The sequence below is a fragment of the Pantoea sp. X-Soil-TKNS-1279 genome, assembly GCF_059730565.1.
The window spans coordinates 1,551,067-1,567,411 of sequence record NZ_AP035948.1; the positions used below are offsets into that span (position 1 = coordinate 1,551,067).

The window sequence follows — 16,345 nt, forward strand, 5'->3', positions numbered from 1 at the left end:
TGAGCGGCTATTTCAAACAGCGTGACTAAATAATGCAACAAGACAAAGATCTCTCAACGTGGCAGACATTTCGCCGACTCTGGCCGATGATTGCGCCCCACAAAGCTGGCTTATTCGTGTCTGCTGTGGCGCTGATACTCAATGCGGCAGGCGACACCTTAATGCTCTCCCTGTTGAAACCTTTACTGGATGACGGCTTCGGTAAAGCTGACAAATCCGTGCTGTTGTGGATGCCGCTGGCGGTAATCGGTTTGATGCTGATGCGCGGAATAACCAGTTATATTTCTAGCTATTGCATTTCGTGGGTTTCCGGCAACGTAGTGATGAATATGCGTCGTCGCCTGTTCAGTCACATGATGGGTATGCCGGTGGCCTTCTTTGACCAGCAGTCGACAGGTACGTTGCTGTCTCGTATCACTTATGACTCCGAGCAGGTCGCTTCATCGTCTTCCAGCGCGCTGGTTACGGTGGTGCGTGAAGGTGCATCGATCATCGGCCTGTTCATCATGATGTTTTACTACAGCTGGCAGCTGTCATTGATCCTGATTGTTCTGGCACCGATCGTTTCCTTTGCGATTCGCAACGTTTCAAAACGCTTCCGTAATATCAGCAAAACCATGCAGAACACCATGGGACAGGTGACAACCAGCGCCGAGCAAATGCTGAAAGGGCACAAAGAGGTGCTGATTTTTGGCGGCCAGGAAGTAGAGTCCCAGCGATTTGCACGCGTCAGCAATCAGATGCGTCAACAGGGCATGAAACTGGTTTCTGCCTCGTCTATCTCTGACCCGGTTATTCAGCTGATCGCTTCTCTGGCGCTGGCTTTTGTGCTGTATGCTGCCAGCTTCCCAAGCGTAATGGATACATTGACCGCCGGTACCATCACGGTGGTGTTCTCCTCGATGATCGCCCTGATGCGCCCGCTTAAGTCGCTGACTAACGTTAATGCGCAGTTCCAGCGTGGTATGGCGGCTTGTCAGACGCTGTTCAGCATTCTGGATAGCGAGCAGGAGAATGACAGCGGTACGCGTCAGCTGGAACGCGCTAAAGGTGATGTGGAATTCCGTCATGTAACCTTCACTTACCCTGGCCGTGATACTCCGGCGTTGCGCGATATCAATCTGAGCTTACCGGCCGGAAAAACCGTGGCACTGGTGGGTCGTTCAGGTTCAGGTAAATCTACCATGGCGAGTCTGCTGACCCGCTTTTACGATATTCAACAGGGTGAAATCCTGCTGGACGGACACGATTTACGCGAATACACCCTGGGTTCGTTACGTAACCAAGTGGCGTTAGTGTCGCAGAATGTGCATCTGTTCAACGACACCATCGCGAATAACATCGCTTATGCACGCAATGAACAGTACAGCCGCGAAGAGGTTGAGCGGGCTGCGACTATGGCACATGCGATGGATTTCATCAAAAAAATGGATAACGGGCTTGATACCGTCATCGGCGAAAATGGTGTGCTGCTCTCCGGCGGCCAACGTCAGCGTATCGCCATTGCCCGTGCTTTATTGCGTGATTGCCCAATCCTGATCCTTGATGAAGCGACTTCTGCTCTGGATACCGAGTCTGAACGTGCGATTCAGTCGGCGTTGGATGAATTGCAGAAAAACCGCACCTCGGTAGTGATTGCGCACCGTCTTTCAACCATCGAAAAAGCGGATGAAATCGTGGTGGTTGAAGATGGTCGTATTGTTGAGCGTGGTACGCATGAGGTTCTGCTGGCCGAAAAAGGAGCTTATGCACAACTTCACAAATTGCAGTTTGGCCAATGATTGAACGCATCTGGAGTGGGCGTTCGCCGCTGTGGCTGCTGTTATGGCCGCTCAGCCTGCTGTATGGGGCAGTCAGCTGGCTGATTCGCCTCAGTTTCCAGCGTGGCTGGCGTAAAAGCTGGCGTGCGCCCTGTCCGGTGATTGTGGTGGGTAATCTCACTGCTGGCGGTAACGGCAAAACGCCTGTGGTTATCTGGCTGGTGCAGGCGTTGCAACAACGAGGTCTGCGTCCTGGGGTAGTGTCGCGCGGCTATGGTGGTAAAGCTGAGCGTTATCCACTGTTAGTCGATGCCGAAACGTCCACCGAGTTGGCAGGTGATGAGCCGGTGTTGATAGCTCAACGTACCGGTGCGCCGGTCGCGGTGGCCCCGCAACGTCGTGTTGCCGTCGAGGCCTTATTGTCCCGGCAGCAGCTGGATGTGATTATCACCGATGATGGATTGCAGCATTACGCTCTGCAACGTGACCGCGAGTGGGTCGTGGTGGATGGCGTACGTCGTTTCGGCAATGGCTGGTGGTTGCCCGCCGGGCCAATGCGCGAACGTGCTTCCCGTCTTGATCAGGTTGATGCCATTATCGTGAACGGTGGTGAAGCCAGTGGTCGTGAAATCGCTATGACATTACAACCAGGCCAGGCGATAAATCTCGTTACCGGGCAAAGCGCCAGCCTGGCACAGTTGCCACCGGTGATCGCCATGGCCGGTATTGGGCATCCGCCTCGTTTCTTCACTACCCTGAAGCAGCAAGGGTTACAGCCTGTTGCGGAAATCGCTTTTGCTGACCATCACGCTTATAGCGAAGCCGAATTAAGCAGCCTGACGCAACAAGGGCAGTGTCTGCTGATGACGGAAAAAGATGCAGTGAAATGCCGCGCGTTTGCGCGTGAAAACTGGTGGTATTTACCCGTCGATGCGCATCTTGCAGGGGCGTCCTTGCCTGTGCTGTTAGATGACATCACGCAACTTTGTCTCAACGCCCGCGACGCAAAATCGCGCTAAAACTGACAGGGAAACTGAGTAATGACCCGCGCTGATTCCCTCTCTTTACAGACCGCTCGCAATCTCCATCTTTCCGCTCAGGGGCTGCTTCGGCCTGCCGGGCGGCGGGCCCGTTTCGCTGATATTCATGCCACTATCCGTCAGATGTCATTGCTGCAAATTGACACCATCAATGTGGTGGCGCGCAGCCCCTATCTGGTGTTATTCAGCCGTCTTGGTGACTACCCGATAACCTGGCTGGATGAGTCGCTGGCATCGGGCGAGTTATTTGAGTACTGGGCGCATGAAGCCTGTTTTATCCCGCGTGAAGACTACCCGTTGCTGCGCCATCGCATGCTCGATCCTTCGCGCCTTGGCTGGAAATATAACGCGCAGTGGGTTGAAGAGCATCAGCAGGAGATTGCCGACCTGCTGGAGCATATCAACGCTAACGGTCCGGTGCGTGCCGCTGATTTTGCCACGGAAAAGCACAGTAAACCGGGCTGGTGGGCGTGGAAGCCGCATAAACGCCATCTGGAAAACTTGTTTAGTGCAGGGGAGTTGATGGTGGTAGAACGCCGCAATTTCCATCGAGTGTATGACCTACAGCAACGGGTGATGCCGGACTGGGATGATGAGCAACACGCGCTCAGTGAAGAGGACGCGGTGGTCAGTATGCTCAACCACAGCGCGCGTAGTCTGGGTATTTTCCGCCCCACCTGGTTGGCTGATTACTATCGGCTGAAGCGGGTTGCATTGAAACCCTGGCTTGAGGCCGCGCAGGAGCGAGGCGAGATTATTCCGGTGCAGGTTGAGCAACTGGGCGAGATGTGGCTGCATCATGAGTTACTCCCGCAACTGGAAAAATCGTCGGCAGCCACCCATACCGCACTGCTTTCTCCCTTTGACCCGGTGGTATGGGATCGACGTCGGGCGCTGGAACTGTTCAATTTTGACTACCGCATCGAATGCTATACGCCAGCGGAGAAGCGTAAGTTCGGCTACTTTGTGCTGCCGGTTTTGCATCGTGGCGTACTGAAAGGTCGGCTCGATGCGAAGATGGATCGCCAGGCGCAGCAATTGGTGATCCGCGCTTTCTGGCTGGAGGAGGGGGTGCGTGTGACGGCCAGCTTTGTCAATGACGTTCAGCGTGCCATCACGCGATTTGCCCAATGGCAGGGGGCAAGTGAAGTGTTGATTGAGCAGGCACCATCGGCATTGCGTGCAGCCTGGTCAGATCGCTGGACAATAACTGCGTAGTGGATTCCGGCACGTTGTCTCGCGCTACGCTATGGTATGCTTATTACCTGACGAATCGATCCGGTATGGAGGAGATTATGGATCACCGTTTGCTTGAAATTGTGGCCTGCCCGGTTTGCAATGGAAAACTGTACTACAACAAAGAACAGCAGGAGTTAATCTGCAAACCCGATGGGCTGGCATTCCCGGTGCGCGATGGTATTCCGGTGTTACTGGAAAACGAAGCGCGAACCTTGTCTGTTGAAGAGATCCATCCATGAGTTTCGTCGCCATTATTCCGGCGCGCTACGCTTCGACGCGTCTGCCGGGCAAGCCATTGGTGGATATTCTTGGCAAACCGATGGTGGTGCATGTGATGGAACGTGCGCGTGAATCCGGTGCCGATCGGGTGATTGTTGCCACGGATCATCCTGATGTTGCGGCGGCGGTAGAAGCGGCAGGTGGTGAAGTCTGCATGACGCGTGCTGACCATCATTCCGGTACCGAGCGCCTGGCGGAAGTGATTGAAAAATATCAGTTCCCGGATGACACCATCATTGTCAATGTGCAGGGTGACGAGCCGATGATCCCGCCAGCGATTGTGCGCCAGGTGGCGGCAAACCTGGCTGAGGCTGATGCAGGTATGGCGACCCTTGCGGTGCCCATCCGTGATGCGGAAGAAGCGTTCAACCCAAATGCGGTAAAAGTGGTTACTGATGCGCAGGGTTATGCACTTTACTTCTCGCGCGCCACCATTCCGTGGGATCGCGAGCGTTACGCGAAATCGCGCGAGCAGGCTGGCGATACGCTGCTGCGTCATATTGGTATCTATGCTTATCGCGCTGGCTTTGTCCGTCGTTATATCTCGTGGCAACCCTGCCCGCTGGAGCAGATTGAGTTGCTCGAGCAGTTGCGTGTCTTGTGGTATGGCGAGAAGATCCATGTCGCCGTAGCAGAAACGGTGCCCAGCGTTGGTGTTGACACCCCGGAAGACCTGTTGCGCGTTCGCGCTGCCATGCAGGCTTAATCCCGCAGCGGCCAGCTTTTGCGGCTGGCCCTGCTGTTCTTTGATCTGGCGCATCGCTCTGCGCTACCGTGACCTCCAGGATATTTAAGTCACTTTCTCAGGAGGATGACGCATGGAACAGCTTCGCTCAGAACTCACGCTGGTGCTTGGTGAAAGCGTCGGCCGTCTTGAAACCATCAGTGAACAATCCCAATCGCGGCTTTACGCGTTATATGACGCCGCCGATAAACCGATGCCGGTTGTCGCGAAATATTTCCGTCATCAGGGGCGCGCAGCGTTGGAAGCCAAAAAGCTGGCGATGCTGGGCCGCGATGGATTAATTGCAGTACCGGCGGTGTTTGGCCTGGTACTCAGCCAGCAGAAACCGGTACACGAAATGTTGCTGATGGCACGTCTCAATGGTGTGTCTGCCGAAGCGCCCGCGCGAACGGCTGCACGTTGGGAGCAGCTTTGCGAGCAGGTGGTTGAAGGCTTACTGGCGTGGCATCGCATTGACAGTCATGGACTGGTCGGCAGCATCGACAGCATTCAGGAAAACAACTGGCCTGCCTGGTATCAGCAGCGGGTCGAGGTGTTGTGGTCAACGTTAGGCTACCTGTCGCCCCCCGATTTCACCCTCGACGATCGGCAAATTCTGTTTCGTAGCCGTCAGCAACTGACCCGATTATTTCAGGGGTTTGACGATCCCTGCGTGCTGATCCACGGCAATGTGCGGCTGGCGAGCATCATGAAGGATGTGCGCAGTGATCAACTGGTGGCAATGACACAACCCGGCAATGTGTTGTGGGCGCCACGCGAATTTGAACTGATGCGGCTGGGTGACAACGGGGCAGAAGCCTCGCTGTTGCAGCACTATTTGCAGCGTGCACCGGTCGCAGAAGGATTTCTCTGGCGGCGCTGGCTGTATCAACTCTGGGATTGTATTGATACCCTGGTCAGCACCGGCCAGTTCGACCGTCCACGCTTTGATAACGCGCGTGAACAGTTACTCCCCTGGCTGGGATGAGGTGAGGTCATCACCGCGTAGCGACTGCCACGCCTGCCCCAGGGTTTCATAAATTGCTCGCTCGCTATGGCTGAGCCACAACGGTGAAGGGATCGCGCGCTCCCAGCCGTTTAATGGCGAGGTGATGGCCAGTTGATTGGCCGGGGCGGCCAGTGGATTAAGTCCGGCACGCTGGAAGAACTGCATCGCCCGCGGCAGATGATTGGCGGATGTCACCAGCAGGAAGGGATGTTGCCCCACGGCGATTTTTACGGCCTGCGCTTCTTCCCGGGTATCTTTAGGCTGGTCCAGCACGATAATTGCGCTGTCGGGGACGCCGAGGCTCTCCGCCACCATCGCCGCCACGCGGCCATTGCTCATGGGGTTATTCCCTGCTGCCGCGCCGGTAAAAATCATCTTCGCCTGCGGATAACGTCGCCATTGACGCACCCCTTCAGCCACCCGAGGCAGACTATTCCCAATCAGGTTCGAACTGGGTGCCCATTCCGGATTAAAGGTGTATCCGCCACCCAACACCACGATATAATCGACGCTGACAGAACGGTTCCAGGTCGGATAGGCCTTTTCCAGTGGCAGCAACAGGCGATCGGCTACCGGTTGCAGGCTGAGTAACAGCAGCAACAGCCAACTGATTGATATCAGGATTTTGCCGCTTTTCTGCCAGCGGCTGAACCAGAGCAATAAAAGTCCGGCTGCCATCAACGACAGCAGCAGTGGCAAGGGCAGTAACATTCCCCCGATCACTTTTTTTAACGTGAAAAACATCGAAAATTGCTCCTTTTGGCCGAAAAAACAGCAGCCAGACACTAACCACGGGATGAAAGGTTCATTCTTATTGCGCCTGTGACAAAATAGCACAAGTTGAAGGCAGCAGAACGGAGCGACCAGCATGCAGGATCGTAACTTTGACGATCTCGCGGAGAGATTTTCAAAGAACATATATGGCACCAAAAAAGGCATGGTGCGTCAGGCGATCCTGTGGGATGAGCTGGATACGTTGTTGCCGACGCTGCCCGCCGGGCCGCTGTCGGTGCTGGATGCCGGTGGCGGAGTAGGGCAAATCTCCAGCGGTCTGGCGGCGCGCGGCCATCAGGTGTTGTTGTGTGATCTGTCTGCGGAGATGTTGAAGCTGGCGGAAGCGCATGCCCTTGCCGAGGGTGTGAGCCACAACATGCAATTCAAACAAATTAGCGCGCAACAGGTCGGCGAACATTTGGATAAGCCAGTTGATCTGGTATTGTTTCACGCTGTGCTGGAATGGGTCGCGCAACCCGAGGTGGTATTGCAGGCGTTATGGCACACCCTGAAGCCCGGTGGCGTGTTGTCGCTGATGTTTTTTAATCGCCATGCCTTAACCATGCGCCTGCTGACCCTTGGCAATTTCGGCTATCTACAGGCCAATATGTCCAAGCGCAAGAAGCGCACGCTGTCGCCCGATTACCCACGCGATCCCGAAGAGGTGTATCGCTGGCTGACAGATTGTGGATTTGAGATTGAACAGCGCGCTGGCATTCGTGTCTTTTGTGACTACATGAAAGAACAGTCTGCCGCCGTGAAAGACGTTGAGTCCATTATTGAGATGGAACGGCGCTACTGTCGCCAGGAGCCCTTTTTAAGTTTAGGGCGTTATATCCATGTGACCGCGCGCAAACCCAGGTAGAAGGACCAACTATGAGCGATTTTTCCCAGACGGTGCCCGAACTGGTGGCATGGGCGCGCAAGAACGATTTTTCGCTTGCGCTGCCGGTTGAACGTCTGGCGTTTTTGCTGGCTATCGCCACCCTGAACGGTGAGCGGATGGACGGTGAGATGAGTGAAGGCGAGTTGATTGACGCATTTCGTCATGTCAGTAAAGCGTTCGAACAAACCCACGAAACCGTTCAGGTGCGTGCCAATAACGCCATCAACGATATGGTGCGGCAGCGTCTGCTCAACCGTTTTACCAGCGAACTGACGGAAGGCCATGCGATTTACCGCCTGACACCGTTGGCTATCGGTATCACTGACTACTATATTCGCCAGCGTGAGTTTTCCACCCTGCGTCTGTCGATGCAGTTGTCGATCGTGGCGCAAGAGCTGAAACGTGCGGCGGATGCTGCGGAAGAAGACGGTGATGAATTTCACTGGCATCGCAACGTGTTTGCGCCGCTGAAATATTCGGTGGCGGAGATCTTCGACAGTATCGACATGACGCAACGCCTGATGGATGAACAGCAGCAGGCGGTGAAGACCGATATCGCCGATCTGCTGAACAAAGACTGGCGCGCGGCGATCTCCAGTTGTGAAATGCTGCTGTCAGAAACCTCCGGCACCCTGCGTGAGTTGCAGGATACGCTGGAGGCGGCGGGCGATAAGTTGCAGGCCAATCTGCTGCGTATCCAGGACGCTACCCTGAGCAGCCCGGATCTCGGTTTTGTCGACAAGCTGGTGTTTGATCTGCAAAACAAGCTGGACCGCATTATCAGCTGGGGCCAGCAGGCTATTGACCTGTGGATCGGTTATGACCGCCATGTTCACAAATTCATTCGTACCGCCATCGACATGGACAAGAACCGCGTGTTCGCCCAGCGTTTACGTTTGTCGGTACAAAACTATTTCGACCAACCCTGGGCGCTGACTTACGCCAATGCCGACCGCCTGTTTGATATGCGCGACGAAGAGATGACGCTGCGTAACGACGAGGTGATGGGCGAGCTGCCGGCGGAGCTGGAGTACGAAGAGTTTAACGAGATTCGTGAGCAGCTGGCGGCGATGATTGAAGAAGCCTTACAGGTGTATAAGCAGGAACACAAACCCCTTAACCTCGCGACGGTGATGCGTGACTATCTGGCGCAATATCCGCGCGCGCGTCATTTTGATCTGGCGCGCATTGTCATCGATCAGGCGGTTCGTCTTGGCGTCGCCGAGGCTGATTTAGCCGGTCTGCCTGCGGAATGGCAGACCATTAATGAATACGGAGCCAAGGTGCAGGCACATGTCATCGACAAATATTGAACAAGTGATGCCAGTCAAACTGGCGCTGGCACTGGCAAATCCCCTTTTTCCTGCGCTCGATAGCCAGTTACGCGCAGGACGCCATATTGGCATCGAAGAGCTGGATAATCATGCTTTCCTGATGGATTACCAGGAGTATCTGGAAGAGTTTTATGCGCGTTACAACGTGGAACTGATCCGCGCGCCGGAAGGTTTTTTCTATTTGCGCCCGCGTTCAACCACGCTGATCCCGCGCTCGGTACTGTCCGAGCTGGATATGATGGTCGGCAAAATCCTGTGTTACCTCTATCTCAGCCCGGAACGTCTTGCCAACGAAGGCATTTTCACCCAGCAGGAGCTGTACGATGAGCTGCTGTCGCTGGCGGATGAGAGCAAACTGCTCAAGCTGGTGAACCAGCGCTCCACCGGTTCTGACCTCGATCGTGCCAAGTTGCAGGAGAAGATGCGTGCTTCACTGAACCGCCTGCGTCGTCTCGGCATGGTGTGGTTTATGGGCAATGACAGCAGCAAATTCCGTATCACCGAATCGGTGTTCCGGTTCGGGGCGGATGTGCGCAGCGGTGATGATGCCCGCGAAGCGCAGCTGCGTCTGATTCGCGATGGTGAAGCCATGCTGATTACAACTGCTCCGGCCACCGAAGAAAGCGACAATGACAACGACGTCGAGAGTGAAGCGAGTGATAACGCGGAGGATGAACAGGCATGATTGAACGCGGTAAATTTCGTTCGCTAACGCTGATCAACTGGAACGGCTTCTTTGCCCGTACCTTTGATCTTGATGAATTGGTGACCACGCTGTCAGGCGGCAACGGTGCGGGTAAATCCACCACTATGGCGGCCTTTGTCACGGCGTTGATTCCGGATCTGACGCTGCTGCATTTCCGTAACACCACCGAAGCCGGGGCGACCTCCGGTTCGCGCGACAAAGGTTTGCACGGTAAATTGCGTGCGGGCGTCTGCTATGCGGTGCTGGATGTGGTCAACTCACGTCATCAGCGCGTAGTGGTGGGCGTGCGTCTGCAACAGGTCGCCGGGCGTGATAAGAAGGTGGATATCAAGCCGTTCAGCATTCACGGCCTGCCCACCGATACACAACCTACCGATATCCTGACTGAGATCCTCGGCAGTCGCCAGGCGCGTGTGTTGCCGCTGACCGAAGTGAAAGATCGTGTCGAGGCGCAGGAAGGCGTGCAGTTCCGCCAGTACAGCTCGGTAACGGATTATCATGCCACGTTGTTCGAACTTGGCGTGGTGCCGCGCCGCCTGCGTACCGCGGGCGATCGCAGCAAATTCTATCGTCTGATTGAAGCGTCGTTATACGGCGGTATCTCCAGCGCCATTACCCGATCGTTACGTGATTACCTGCTGCCGGAAAACAGCGGCGTGCGTAAAGCCTTCCAGGATATGGAAGCGGCACTGCGTGAAAACCGCATGACGCTGGAAGCGATTCGCGTTACCCAGTCAGACCGCGATTTGTTTAAGCATTTGATCTCCGAAGCGACCAGCTACGTTTCGGCGGATTACATGCGTCACGCCAATGAACGCCGCATCCACCTGGATGGCGCATTGCAACTGCGTAATGAGCTGTTTACCAGCCGTAACCAACTGGCGTCGGAACAGTATCGCCACATCGAAATGGCGCGAGAGCTGTCTGAGCACAGCGGCGCGGAAAACGATCTGGAAACCGATTATCAGGCAGCCAGCGATCACCTGAATCTGGTGCAGACGGCGATGCGTCAGCAGGAGAAGATCGAGCGTTACGATGCCGATCTGGAAGAGCTGACTTACCGTCTCGAAGAGCAGAACGAGGTGGTGGCTGAAGCGCGTGAAGTGCATGAAGAAAATGAAGCACGCGCCGAAGCGGCAGAAGTGGAAGTGGATGAGCTGAAAAGCCAACTGGCCGACTTCCAGCAGGCGCTGGATGTGCAGCAAACCCGCGCCATTCAGTATCAACAGGCATTGCAGGCACTGGATAAAGCCCGTGCGCAGTGTCAATTGCCGGATCTGTCCATCGATAACGCTGCGGAGTGGCAGGAAACTTTTCAGGCTCGCGAAGAAGAAGCGACCGAAAAACTGTTGCGTCTGGAACAGAAACTCAGCGTTGCTGAAGCGGCGCACAGCCAATTTGAACAGGCACTGGCGCTGGTTATCAGCATTGCAGGTGACGTTAACCGTCAGGATGCCTGGCAGGTCGGGCGTGAATTGCTGCGTGATGCGGCCAATCAGCGCCATCATGCCGAACAACTCTCCTCGCTGCGTCTGCGTCTGAACGAGCTGGAACAGCGTCTGCGCGAGCAGAACGAAGCCGAGCGTCTGCTGGCAGATTTCTGTAAGCGTCAGGGGCAGCAATATGATGCCGATGCGCTGGAAGGCTTACAGCGTGAGCTGGAAGCGCAGATTGAGCAGCTGAGCAGCAGCGTTGCCGATGCCGGTGAACGCCGTATGCTGATGCGCCAGGAGCTGGAGCAACTGCGTGAGCGTATCACCGCGCTGACCGCGCGCGCGCCGCACTGGCTGGCTGCGCAGGAGATCCTGACGCAGCTGAGCGAGCAAACCGGACAGCAGCTGACAAGCAGCCAGCAAATCACCGAATTTATGCAGCAGTTGCTGGAGCGCGAGCGCGAAACCACCGTCGAACGTGATGAGGTGGCGACACGTAAACGTGACGTTGAGAAGCAAATCGAACGTCTCAGCCAGCCGGGTGGTGCAGAAGATGCACGTCTGACACAGCTTGCTGAGCGTTTTGGCGGCGTATTGCTGTCTGAAATTTATGATGATGTCACGCTGGACGATGCGCCGTACTTCTCCGCGCTCTATGGTCCATCGCGCCATGCGATTGTGGTGCCGGATCTCTCACTGGTGCGTGAGCTGCTGAATGGCCTGGAAGATTGCCCGGAAGATCTGTATCTGATTGAAGGGGATCCGCAGTCATTTGATGACAGCGTTTTCGGCGTTGATGAGCTGGAAAACGCGGTAGTGGTGAAGGTGGCCGAGCGTCAGTGGCGCTACTCCCGCTTCCCGAAGGTGCCGCTATTTGGCCGTGCCGCGCGTGAGAATCAGCTGGAGCTGTTAAACAACGAACGCGATCAACTGGCGGAACGTTATGCAACGCTCTCCTTTGATGTGCAGAAAACCCAGCGCCTGCATCAGTCATTCAGCCGCTTTATCGGCAGTCATTTAGCGGTAGCGTTTGACGAAGACCCGGAAGCCTTGATTCGCCAGCTCAACAGCCGTCGCGGCGAACTGGAACGCGCGCTGAGTCAGCATGAAAACGATAACCAACAGCAGCGCATGCAGTACGAACAGGCGAAAGAGGGCGTGGCCCAACTGAACCGCCTGCTGCCGCGCGTGACGCTGCTGCTGGATGATACGCTGGCGGATCGCTGTGAAGAGATCCGTGAGCGCGTCGAAGAAGCACAGGAAGCGGCGCGTTTCCTGCATCAGCACAGTAACAAACTCGGCAAACTGGAGCCGTTGTTGCCGGTGCTACAGAGCGATCCGCAGCAGCATGATCAGCTGGAGCGTGATTATCAGCAGGCGCAGCAGTTGCAGCGTGAGGCGCGTCAGCAGGCGTTTGCGCTTACCGAAGTGGTTCAGCGTCGCGCACATTTCAGCTACGAAGACTCGGCTGGCATGCTGACCGGTAACAGCGACCTCAACGAGAAGTTACGTCAGCGTCTTGAGCAGGCAGAGGGTGAGCGCAGTCGCGCCCGCGAACGTCTGCGTGAACATCAGGCTCAGTTGACGCAATATTCCCAGGTGCTGGCTTCCCTGAAAAGTTCGTATGACGCTAAACGCGACATGTTGAAAGAGTTGCAGCAGGAGATGCAGGACATCGGTGTGCATGCCGATGCCAGCGCCGAGGAGCGTGCACGCGCCCGCCGCGATGAACTCTATACCGCGTTAAGCCATAACCGTGCGCGCCGTAACCAGTTGGAAAAACAGCTCACTTTCTGCGAAGCAGAAATGGACAGCCTACAGAAGAAATTGCGCAAGCTGGAGCGTGATTATCACCAGATACGCGAGCAGGTTGTCACGGCGAAAGCGGGCTGGTGCGCGGTGCTGCGCCTGGTGAAAGAAAATGGTGTCGAGCGACGCCTGCATCGTCGTGAACTGGCTTATCTGAGCGGCGATGAATTGCGTTCAATGTCGGATAAGGCGTTGGGCGCCCTGCGTCTGGCGGTGGCGGATAACGAACATCTCCGCGATGTATTGCGGATGTCGGAAGATCCGAAACGTCCGGAGCGTAAAATTCAGTTCTTTATCGCGGTCTACCAGCATCTGCGTGAACGTATTCGTCAGGACATCATTCGTACCGATGATCCGGTGGAAGCGATTGAACAGATGGAGATTGAGCTGAACCGCCTGACGGAGGAGCTGACGGCGCGCGAGCAGACGCTGGCGATCAGTTCGCGCAGCGTCGCCAACATCATTCGTAAAACCATTCAGCGTGAGCAGAACCGTATTCGTCAGCTTAACCAGGGCTTGCAAGCGGTCAGCTTTGGTCAGGTGCGCAGCGTGCGGCTGAACGTGAACGTGCGTGAAACGCACTCAATGCTGCTGGAAACGCTGTCAGAGGAACACGAACAGCATCAGGATCTGTTTAACAGCAATCGCCTGACCTTCTCTGAAGCGCTGGCGAAGTTGTATCAGCGCCTGAATCCACAAATCGATATGGGCCAGCGTACGCCACAGACCATTGGTGAAGAGCTGCTCGATTACCGCAACTACCTGGAGATGGAGGTTGAGGTTAACCGTGGCTCCGATGGCTGGCTACGCGCGGAAAGTGGTGCGCTCTCAACCGGTGAAGCGATCGGTACCGGTATGTCGATTCTGGTGATGGTGGTGCAGAGCTGGGAAGAGGAGTCACGCCGTTTGCGTGGCAAAGATATTTCCCCATGCCGTCTGCTGTTCCTCGATGAAGCCGCGCGTCTTGATGCGCGTTCCATCGCCACTTTGTTTGAGTTGTGCGAGCGTCTGGAAATGCAGTTGGTGATTGCCGCCCCGGAAAATATCAGTCCGGAAAAAGGGACCACTTATAAACTGGTGCGTAAGGTATTTAACAACACCGAACACGTTCATGTGGTGGGCCTGCGTGGCTTCTCAGCGGATCCGGCACCGGTGAAGCGAGAAAATAACGCGCCGGACCTGGAAACAGAAAATTCGTAGCGGGAATTGTGGTTAAAATTCATCGCTACAGTTAATGTGTAAACGGCATTTGCTACCAGAGGCAAATGCCGTTTTTATTTGTATACTCAAAAATATGTATAAGGTAGTACACAGCATAGCGAGTCGGCTGTGTCTTAGGCGAGAAGGGGGCCAGGGATGTTGCTGAATAATAAGAGCAGATTTAATCGTGCTGTCATAGCACTCAGTTTGTCACTGGTATTGTCGCCACTGGCGGCCAGCCATGCGGCAATTATCGCAGCGTTACCGGGTACGACGCACCATACTCTGTCGGTCGCGGATAGCCAGCGTCAGATTCAGCAGGTTTTCAGCCCCAGCGAACAACCGTTCTATCTTCCCGGGCTGGCAGGTATTTATGCCGCCCGTAATATGGCGCCGTTGTGGCAGGACCGCACGGCGGTGCAGGCGTTTCAGCAGCAACTGGCGGAAGTGGCATTATCCGGGGTACAGCCGCAGTTTACGCGCTGGGTAGGGTTACTGACCAACCCAGCGATAAAAGGGCTGGCGCGCGATATCGTGCTGAGTGATGCCATGTTGGGCTATCTGCAATTTGTCTCCGGCGTGCCGACGCAGGGCGAAACCTGGTTATACAGCAACGTGCCGTACAAGATGGCGATGCCCACCATTGCGGCGATTAACCAGTGGCAAAACGCGGTAAATGGTGGCGGAAGCCATGCCTTTGTCATCTCGCTTGAGCCGCAACATCCGCAATACGCTCCCATGCACGCAGCGCTGAAAACCCTGTTGACCGACAACCGCCCGTGGCCGCAATTACGTGATAGCGGTACGCTGCGGCCCGGCCAAATCAGTAATGATGTGCCTGCCCTGCGTGAGATTTTACAACGTACCGGCATGTTGACCGGGCATAGCGCGACACCGACGCCCGCAGACGATGCTGTGCCTGTGGCACCGGTGCCGGTCAGTCAGAGTGCGCAGCCCGTTGCGGTCAGCCCCTCGGCAGCCAGCGTGAATGATCTCTCCGCTCAGGCACCACAAGCGCCGGGCAATGTCGCAGCGAATCCTGTGCAAGCGGCCAACAATGTCTATGATGCTGCGCTGGTGGACGGCGTAAAACGCTTTCAGCATTGGCAAGGCCTGGCCGATGATGGCGCGATTGGTCCGCGCACTCGCGAATGGTTGAATGTCTCGCCGCAAATGCGCGCCGCTTTGCTGGCACTCAATATCCAACGGCTGCGTTTGCTGCCGGATGATATGCATAACGGTATCATGGTCAATATCCCTAACTATTCACTGACCTACTACAACAATGGTGCCACCATCCTGTCGTCACGCGTGATCGTCGGACGTCCGGATCGCAAAACGCCGCTGATGCGCAGCGCATTGAATAATGTGGTGCTCAATCCGCCGTGGAATGTGCCGACTTCGCTGGTGCGCCAGGACATTGTGCCGAAGGTCAAACAGGACCCGGGTTATCTGTATAAACACGGTTATACCCTGTTGTCAGGCTGGAGCGCTGATGCGCAAGTCATCGATCCCTCCACGCTCGACTGGAATATGGTTTCAGCCGCCAGCTTCCCTTACCGTATCCGTCAGGCTCCTGGTGCAATGAATTCGCTGGGGCGTTATAAATTCAATATGCCCAGCTCGGATGCGATTTATCTGCACGATACGCCGAACCACAACCTGTTTCAGCGTGATATTCGTGCGCTCAGCTCTGGCTGTGTCCGGGTGAATAAGGCGTCTGAACTGGCGGATTTGTTGCTTCAGGATGCGGGGTGGAATGACAGCCGTATCTCTGACACCCTGAAAGAGGGTAGCACGCGCTACATCCCGATTCGTCATCGTATCCCGGTTAACCTCTATTATCTGACGGCCTGGGTGGCGGAAGATGGTCAACCGCAATATCGTACAGATATTTACAATTATGATAATCCGGCCCGTTCGGGGAGTCAGGTGCTGACCAAAGCTGGTCAATTGCTACTCTAGTGATTGATTTAATTCATCTCCTTTCTGGTTAACTTTCATACAACCGGCAGCAAAATTGCGATTTTGCGCCGGTTCTGCATTTTCTTTCCCTTATTCTGGGTTGACTGAGTCTGAGGCTAACGTTAATGTTCCGCCTTGTGTGCTTTTTACACATTTTTTTATCGCTTTAATCTCAGGTAACCCCGTT

The 16,345-nt window shown here is 55.4% G+C and carries 12 protein-coding genes; 11 read left to right on the forward strand and 1 reads right to left on the reverse strand.

Annotation, left to right across the window (positions count from 1 at the left end; all coding sequences use genetic code 11):
* Nucleotides 1-32: 32 nt before the first annotated feature.
* From msbA to AC6I8N_RS07240, 6 genes are all read left to right on the forward strand, one after another.
* Entirely contained in the window at nt 33-1,781 is a 1,749-nt protein-coding gene (msbA, locus tag AC6I8N_RS07215; RefSeq protein ID WP_021182607.1) for a lipid A ABC transporter ATP-binding protein/permease MsbA, read from the forward strand.
* Nucleotides 1,778-2,779 (forward strand): tetraacyldisaccharide 4'-kinase, encoded by a 1,002-nt coding sequence (gene lpxK / locus AC6I8N_RS07220; protein WP_497830366.1) that lies wholly within the window; start codon nt 1,778-1,780, stop codon nt 2,777-2,779. The genes msbA and lpxK overlap by 4 nt, the downstream gene beginning before the upstream one ends.
* A gap of 21 nt (nt 2,780-2,800) precedes the next feature.
* A complete protein-coding gene (locus tag AC6I8N_RS07225; protein ID WP_208725126.1) occupies nt 2,801-4,018 on the forward strand; it encodes a winged helix-turn-helix domain-containing protein in 1,218 nt (405 codons plus the stop codon).
* 77 nt (nt 4,019-4,095) lie between these two features.
* Entirely contained in the window at nt 4,096-4,278 is a 183-nt protein-coding gene (locus AC6I8N_RS07230) for a Trm112 family protein (RefSeq protein WP_013508517.1), read from the forward strand.
* On the forward strand, nt 4,275-5,024 hold the full coding sequence (gene kdsB, locus AC6I8N_RS07235) for a 3-deoxy-manno-octulosonate cytidylyltransferase (RefSeq protein WP_208725127.1): 750 nt from the start codon (nt 4,275-4,277) through the stop codon (nt 5,022-5,024). Before AC6I8N_RS07230 ends, kdsB begins: the two co-directional genes overlap by 4 nt.
* Nucleotides 5,025-5,136: 112 nt before the next feature.
* Entirely contained in the window at nt 5,137-6,030 is an 894-nt protein-coding gene (locus AC6I8N_RS07240; RefSeq protein WP_497830367.1) for a YcbJ family phosphotransferase, read from the forward strand.
* Here the strand turns inward: AC6I8N_RS07240 and elyC are convergent.
* The gene (gene elyC / locus AC6I8N_RS07245) at nt 6,010-6,795 is read right to left on the reverse strand and encodes an envelope biogenesis factor ElyC (protein ID WP_497830368.1); all 786 of its coding nucleotides are present in this window, start codon (nt 6,793-6,795) and stop codon (nt 6,010-6,012) included. The genes AC6I8N_RS07240 and elyC overlap by 21 nt on opposite strands.
* Before the next feature lie 124 nt (nt 6,796-6,919).
* On the opposite strand from elyC, the gene cmoM reads away from it, so the two are divergent.
* From cmoM to ldtD, 5 genes are all read left to right on the forward strand, one after another.
* Entirely contained in the window at nt 6,920-7,690 is a 771-nt protein-coding gene (gene cmoM, locus AC6I8N_RS07250; protein WP_021182613.1) for a tRNA uridine 5-oxyacetic acid(34) methyltransferase CmoM, read from the forward strand.
* Nucleotides 7,691-7,701: 11 nt separating this feature from the next.
* Nucleotides 7,702-9,024 (forward strand): chromosome partition protein MukF, encoded by a 1,323-nt coding sequence (gene mukF, locus AC6I8N_RS07255; protein WP_021182614.1) that lies wholly within the window; start codon nt 7,702-7,704, stop codon nt 9,022-9,024.
* Nucleotides 9,005-9,730 carry a chromosome partition protein MukE gene (gene mukE, locus AC6I8N_RS07260; protein ID WP_497830369.1) on the forward strand — a complete coding sequence of 242 codons (726 nt, stop codon included), beginning with the start codon at nt 9,005-9,007 and terminating at the stop codon, nt 9,728-9,730. Before mukF ends, mukE begins: the two co-directional genes overlap by 20 nt.
* Nucleotides 9,727-14,193, forward strand: a complete 4,467-nt coding sequence (mukB, locus tag AC6I8N_RS07265) for a chromosome partition protein MukB (RefSeq protein ID WP_497830370.1) — start codon at nt 9,727-9,729, stop codon at nt 14,191-14,193. The genes mukE and mukB overlap by 4 nt, the downstream gene beginning before the upstream one ends.
* A gap of 156 nt (nt 14,194-14,349) precedes the next feature.
* Nucleotides 14,350-16,158, forward strand: a complete 1,809-nt coding sequence (ldtD, locus tag AC6I8N_RS07270) for a L,D-transpeptidase (RefSeq protein ID WP_497830371.1) — start codon at nt 14,350-14,352, stop codon at nt 16,156-16,158.
* Nucleotides 16,159-16,345: the final 187 nt, after the last annotated feature.

Excerpts from the sequence above, each read along its gene's own strand:
- AC6I8N_RS07225 (WP_208725126.1), top strand. The coding sequence starts at position 2,801 with ATGACCCGCGCTGATTCCCTCTCTTTACAGACCGCTCGCAATCTCCAT.
- mukE (WP_497830369.1), top strand. The coding sequence starts at position 9,005 with ATGTCATCGACAAATATTGAACAAGTGATGCCAGTCAAACTGGCGCTG.
- elyC (WP_497830368.1), bottom strand. The coding sequence starts at position 6,795 with ATGTTTTTCACGTTAAAAAAAGTGATCGGGGGAATGTTACTGCCCTTG.
- kdsB (WP_208725127.1), top strand. The coding sequence starts at position 4,275 with ATGAGTTTCGTCGCCATTATTCCGGCGCGCTACGCTTCGACGCGTCTG.
- AC6I8N_RS07230 (WP_013508517.1), top strand. The coding sequence starts at position 4,096 with ATGGATCACCGTTTGCTTGAAATTGTGGCCTGCCCGGTTTGCAATGGA.
- AC6I8N_RS07240 (WP_497830367.1), top strand. The coding sequence starts at position 5,137 with ATGGAACAGCTTCGCTCAGAACTCACGCTGGTGCTTGGTGAAAGCGTC.
- mukB (WP_497830370.1), top strand. The coding sequence starts at position 9,727 with ATGATTGAACGCGGTAAATTTCGTTCGCTAACGCTGATCAACTGGAAC.
- cmoM (WP_021182613.1), top strand. The coding sequence starts at position 6,920 with ATGCAGGATCGTAACTTTGACGATCTCGCGGAGAGATTTTCAAAGAAC.
- ldtD (WP_497830371.1), top strand. The coding sequence starts at position 14,350 with ATGTTGCTGAATAATAAGAGCAGATTTAATCGTGCTGTCATAGCACTC.
- msbA (WP_021182607.1), top strand. The coding sequence starts at position 33 with ATGCAACAAGACAAAGATCTCTCAACGTGGCAGACATTTCGCCGACTC.
- lpxK (WP_497830366.1), top strand. The coding sequence starts at position 1,778 with ATGATTGAACGCATCTGGAGTGGGCGTTCGCCGCTGTGGCTGCTGTTA.
- mukF (WP_021182614.1), top strand. The coding sequence starts at position 7,702 with ATGAGCGATTTTTCCCAGACGGTGCCCGAACTGGTGGCATGGGCGCGC.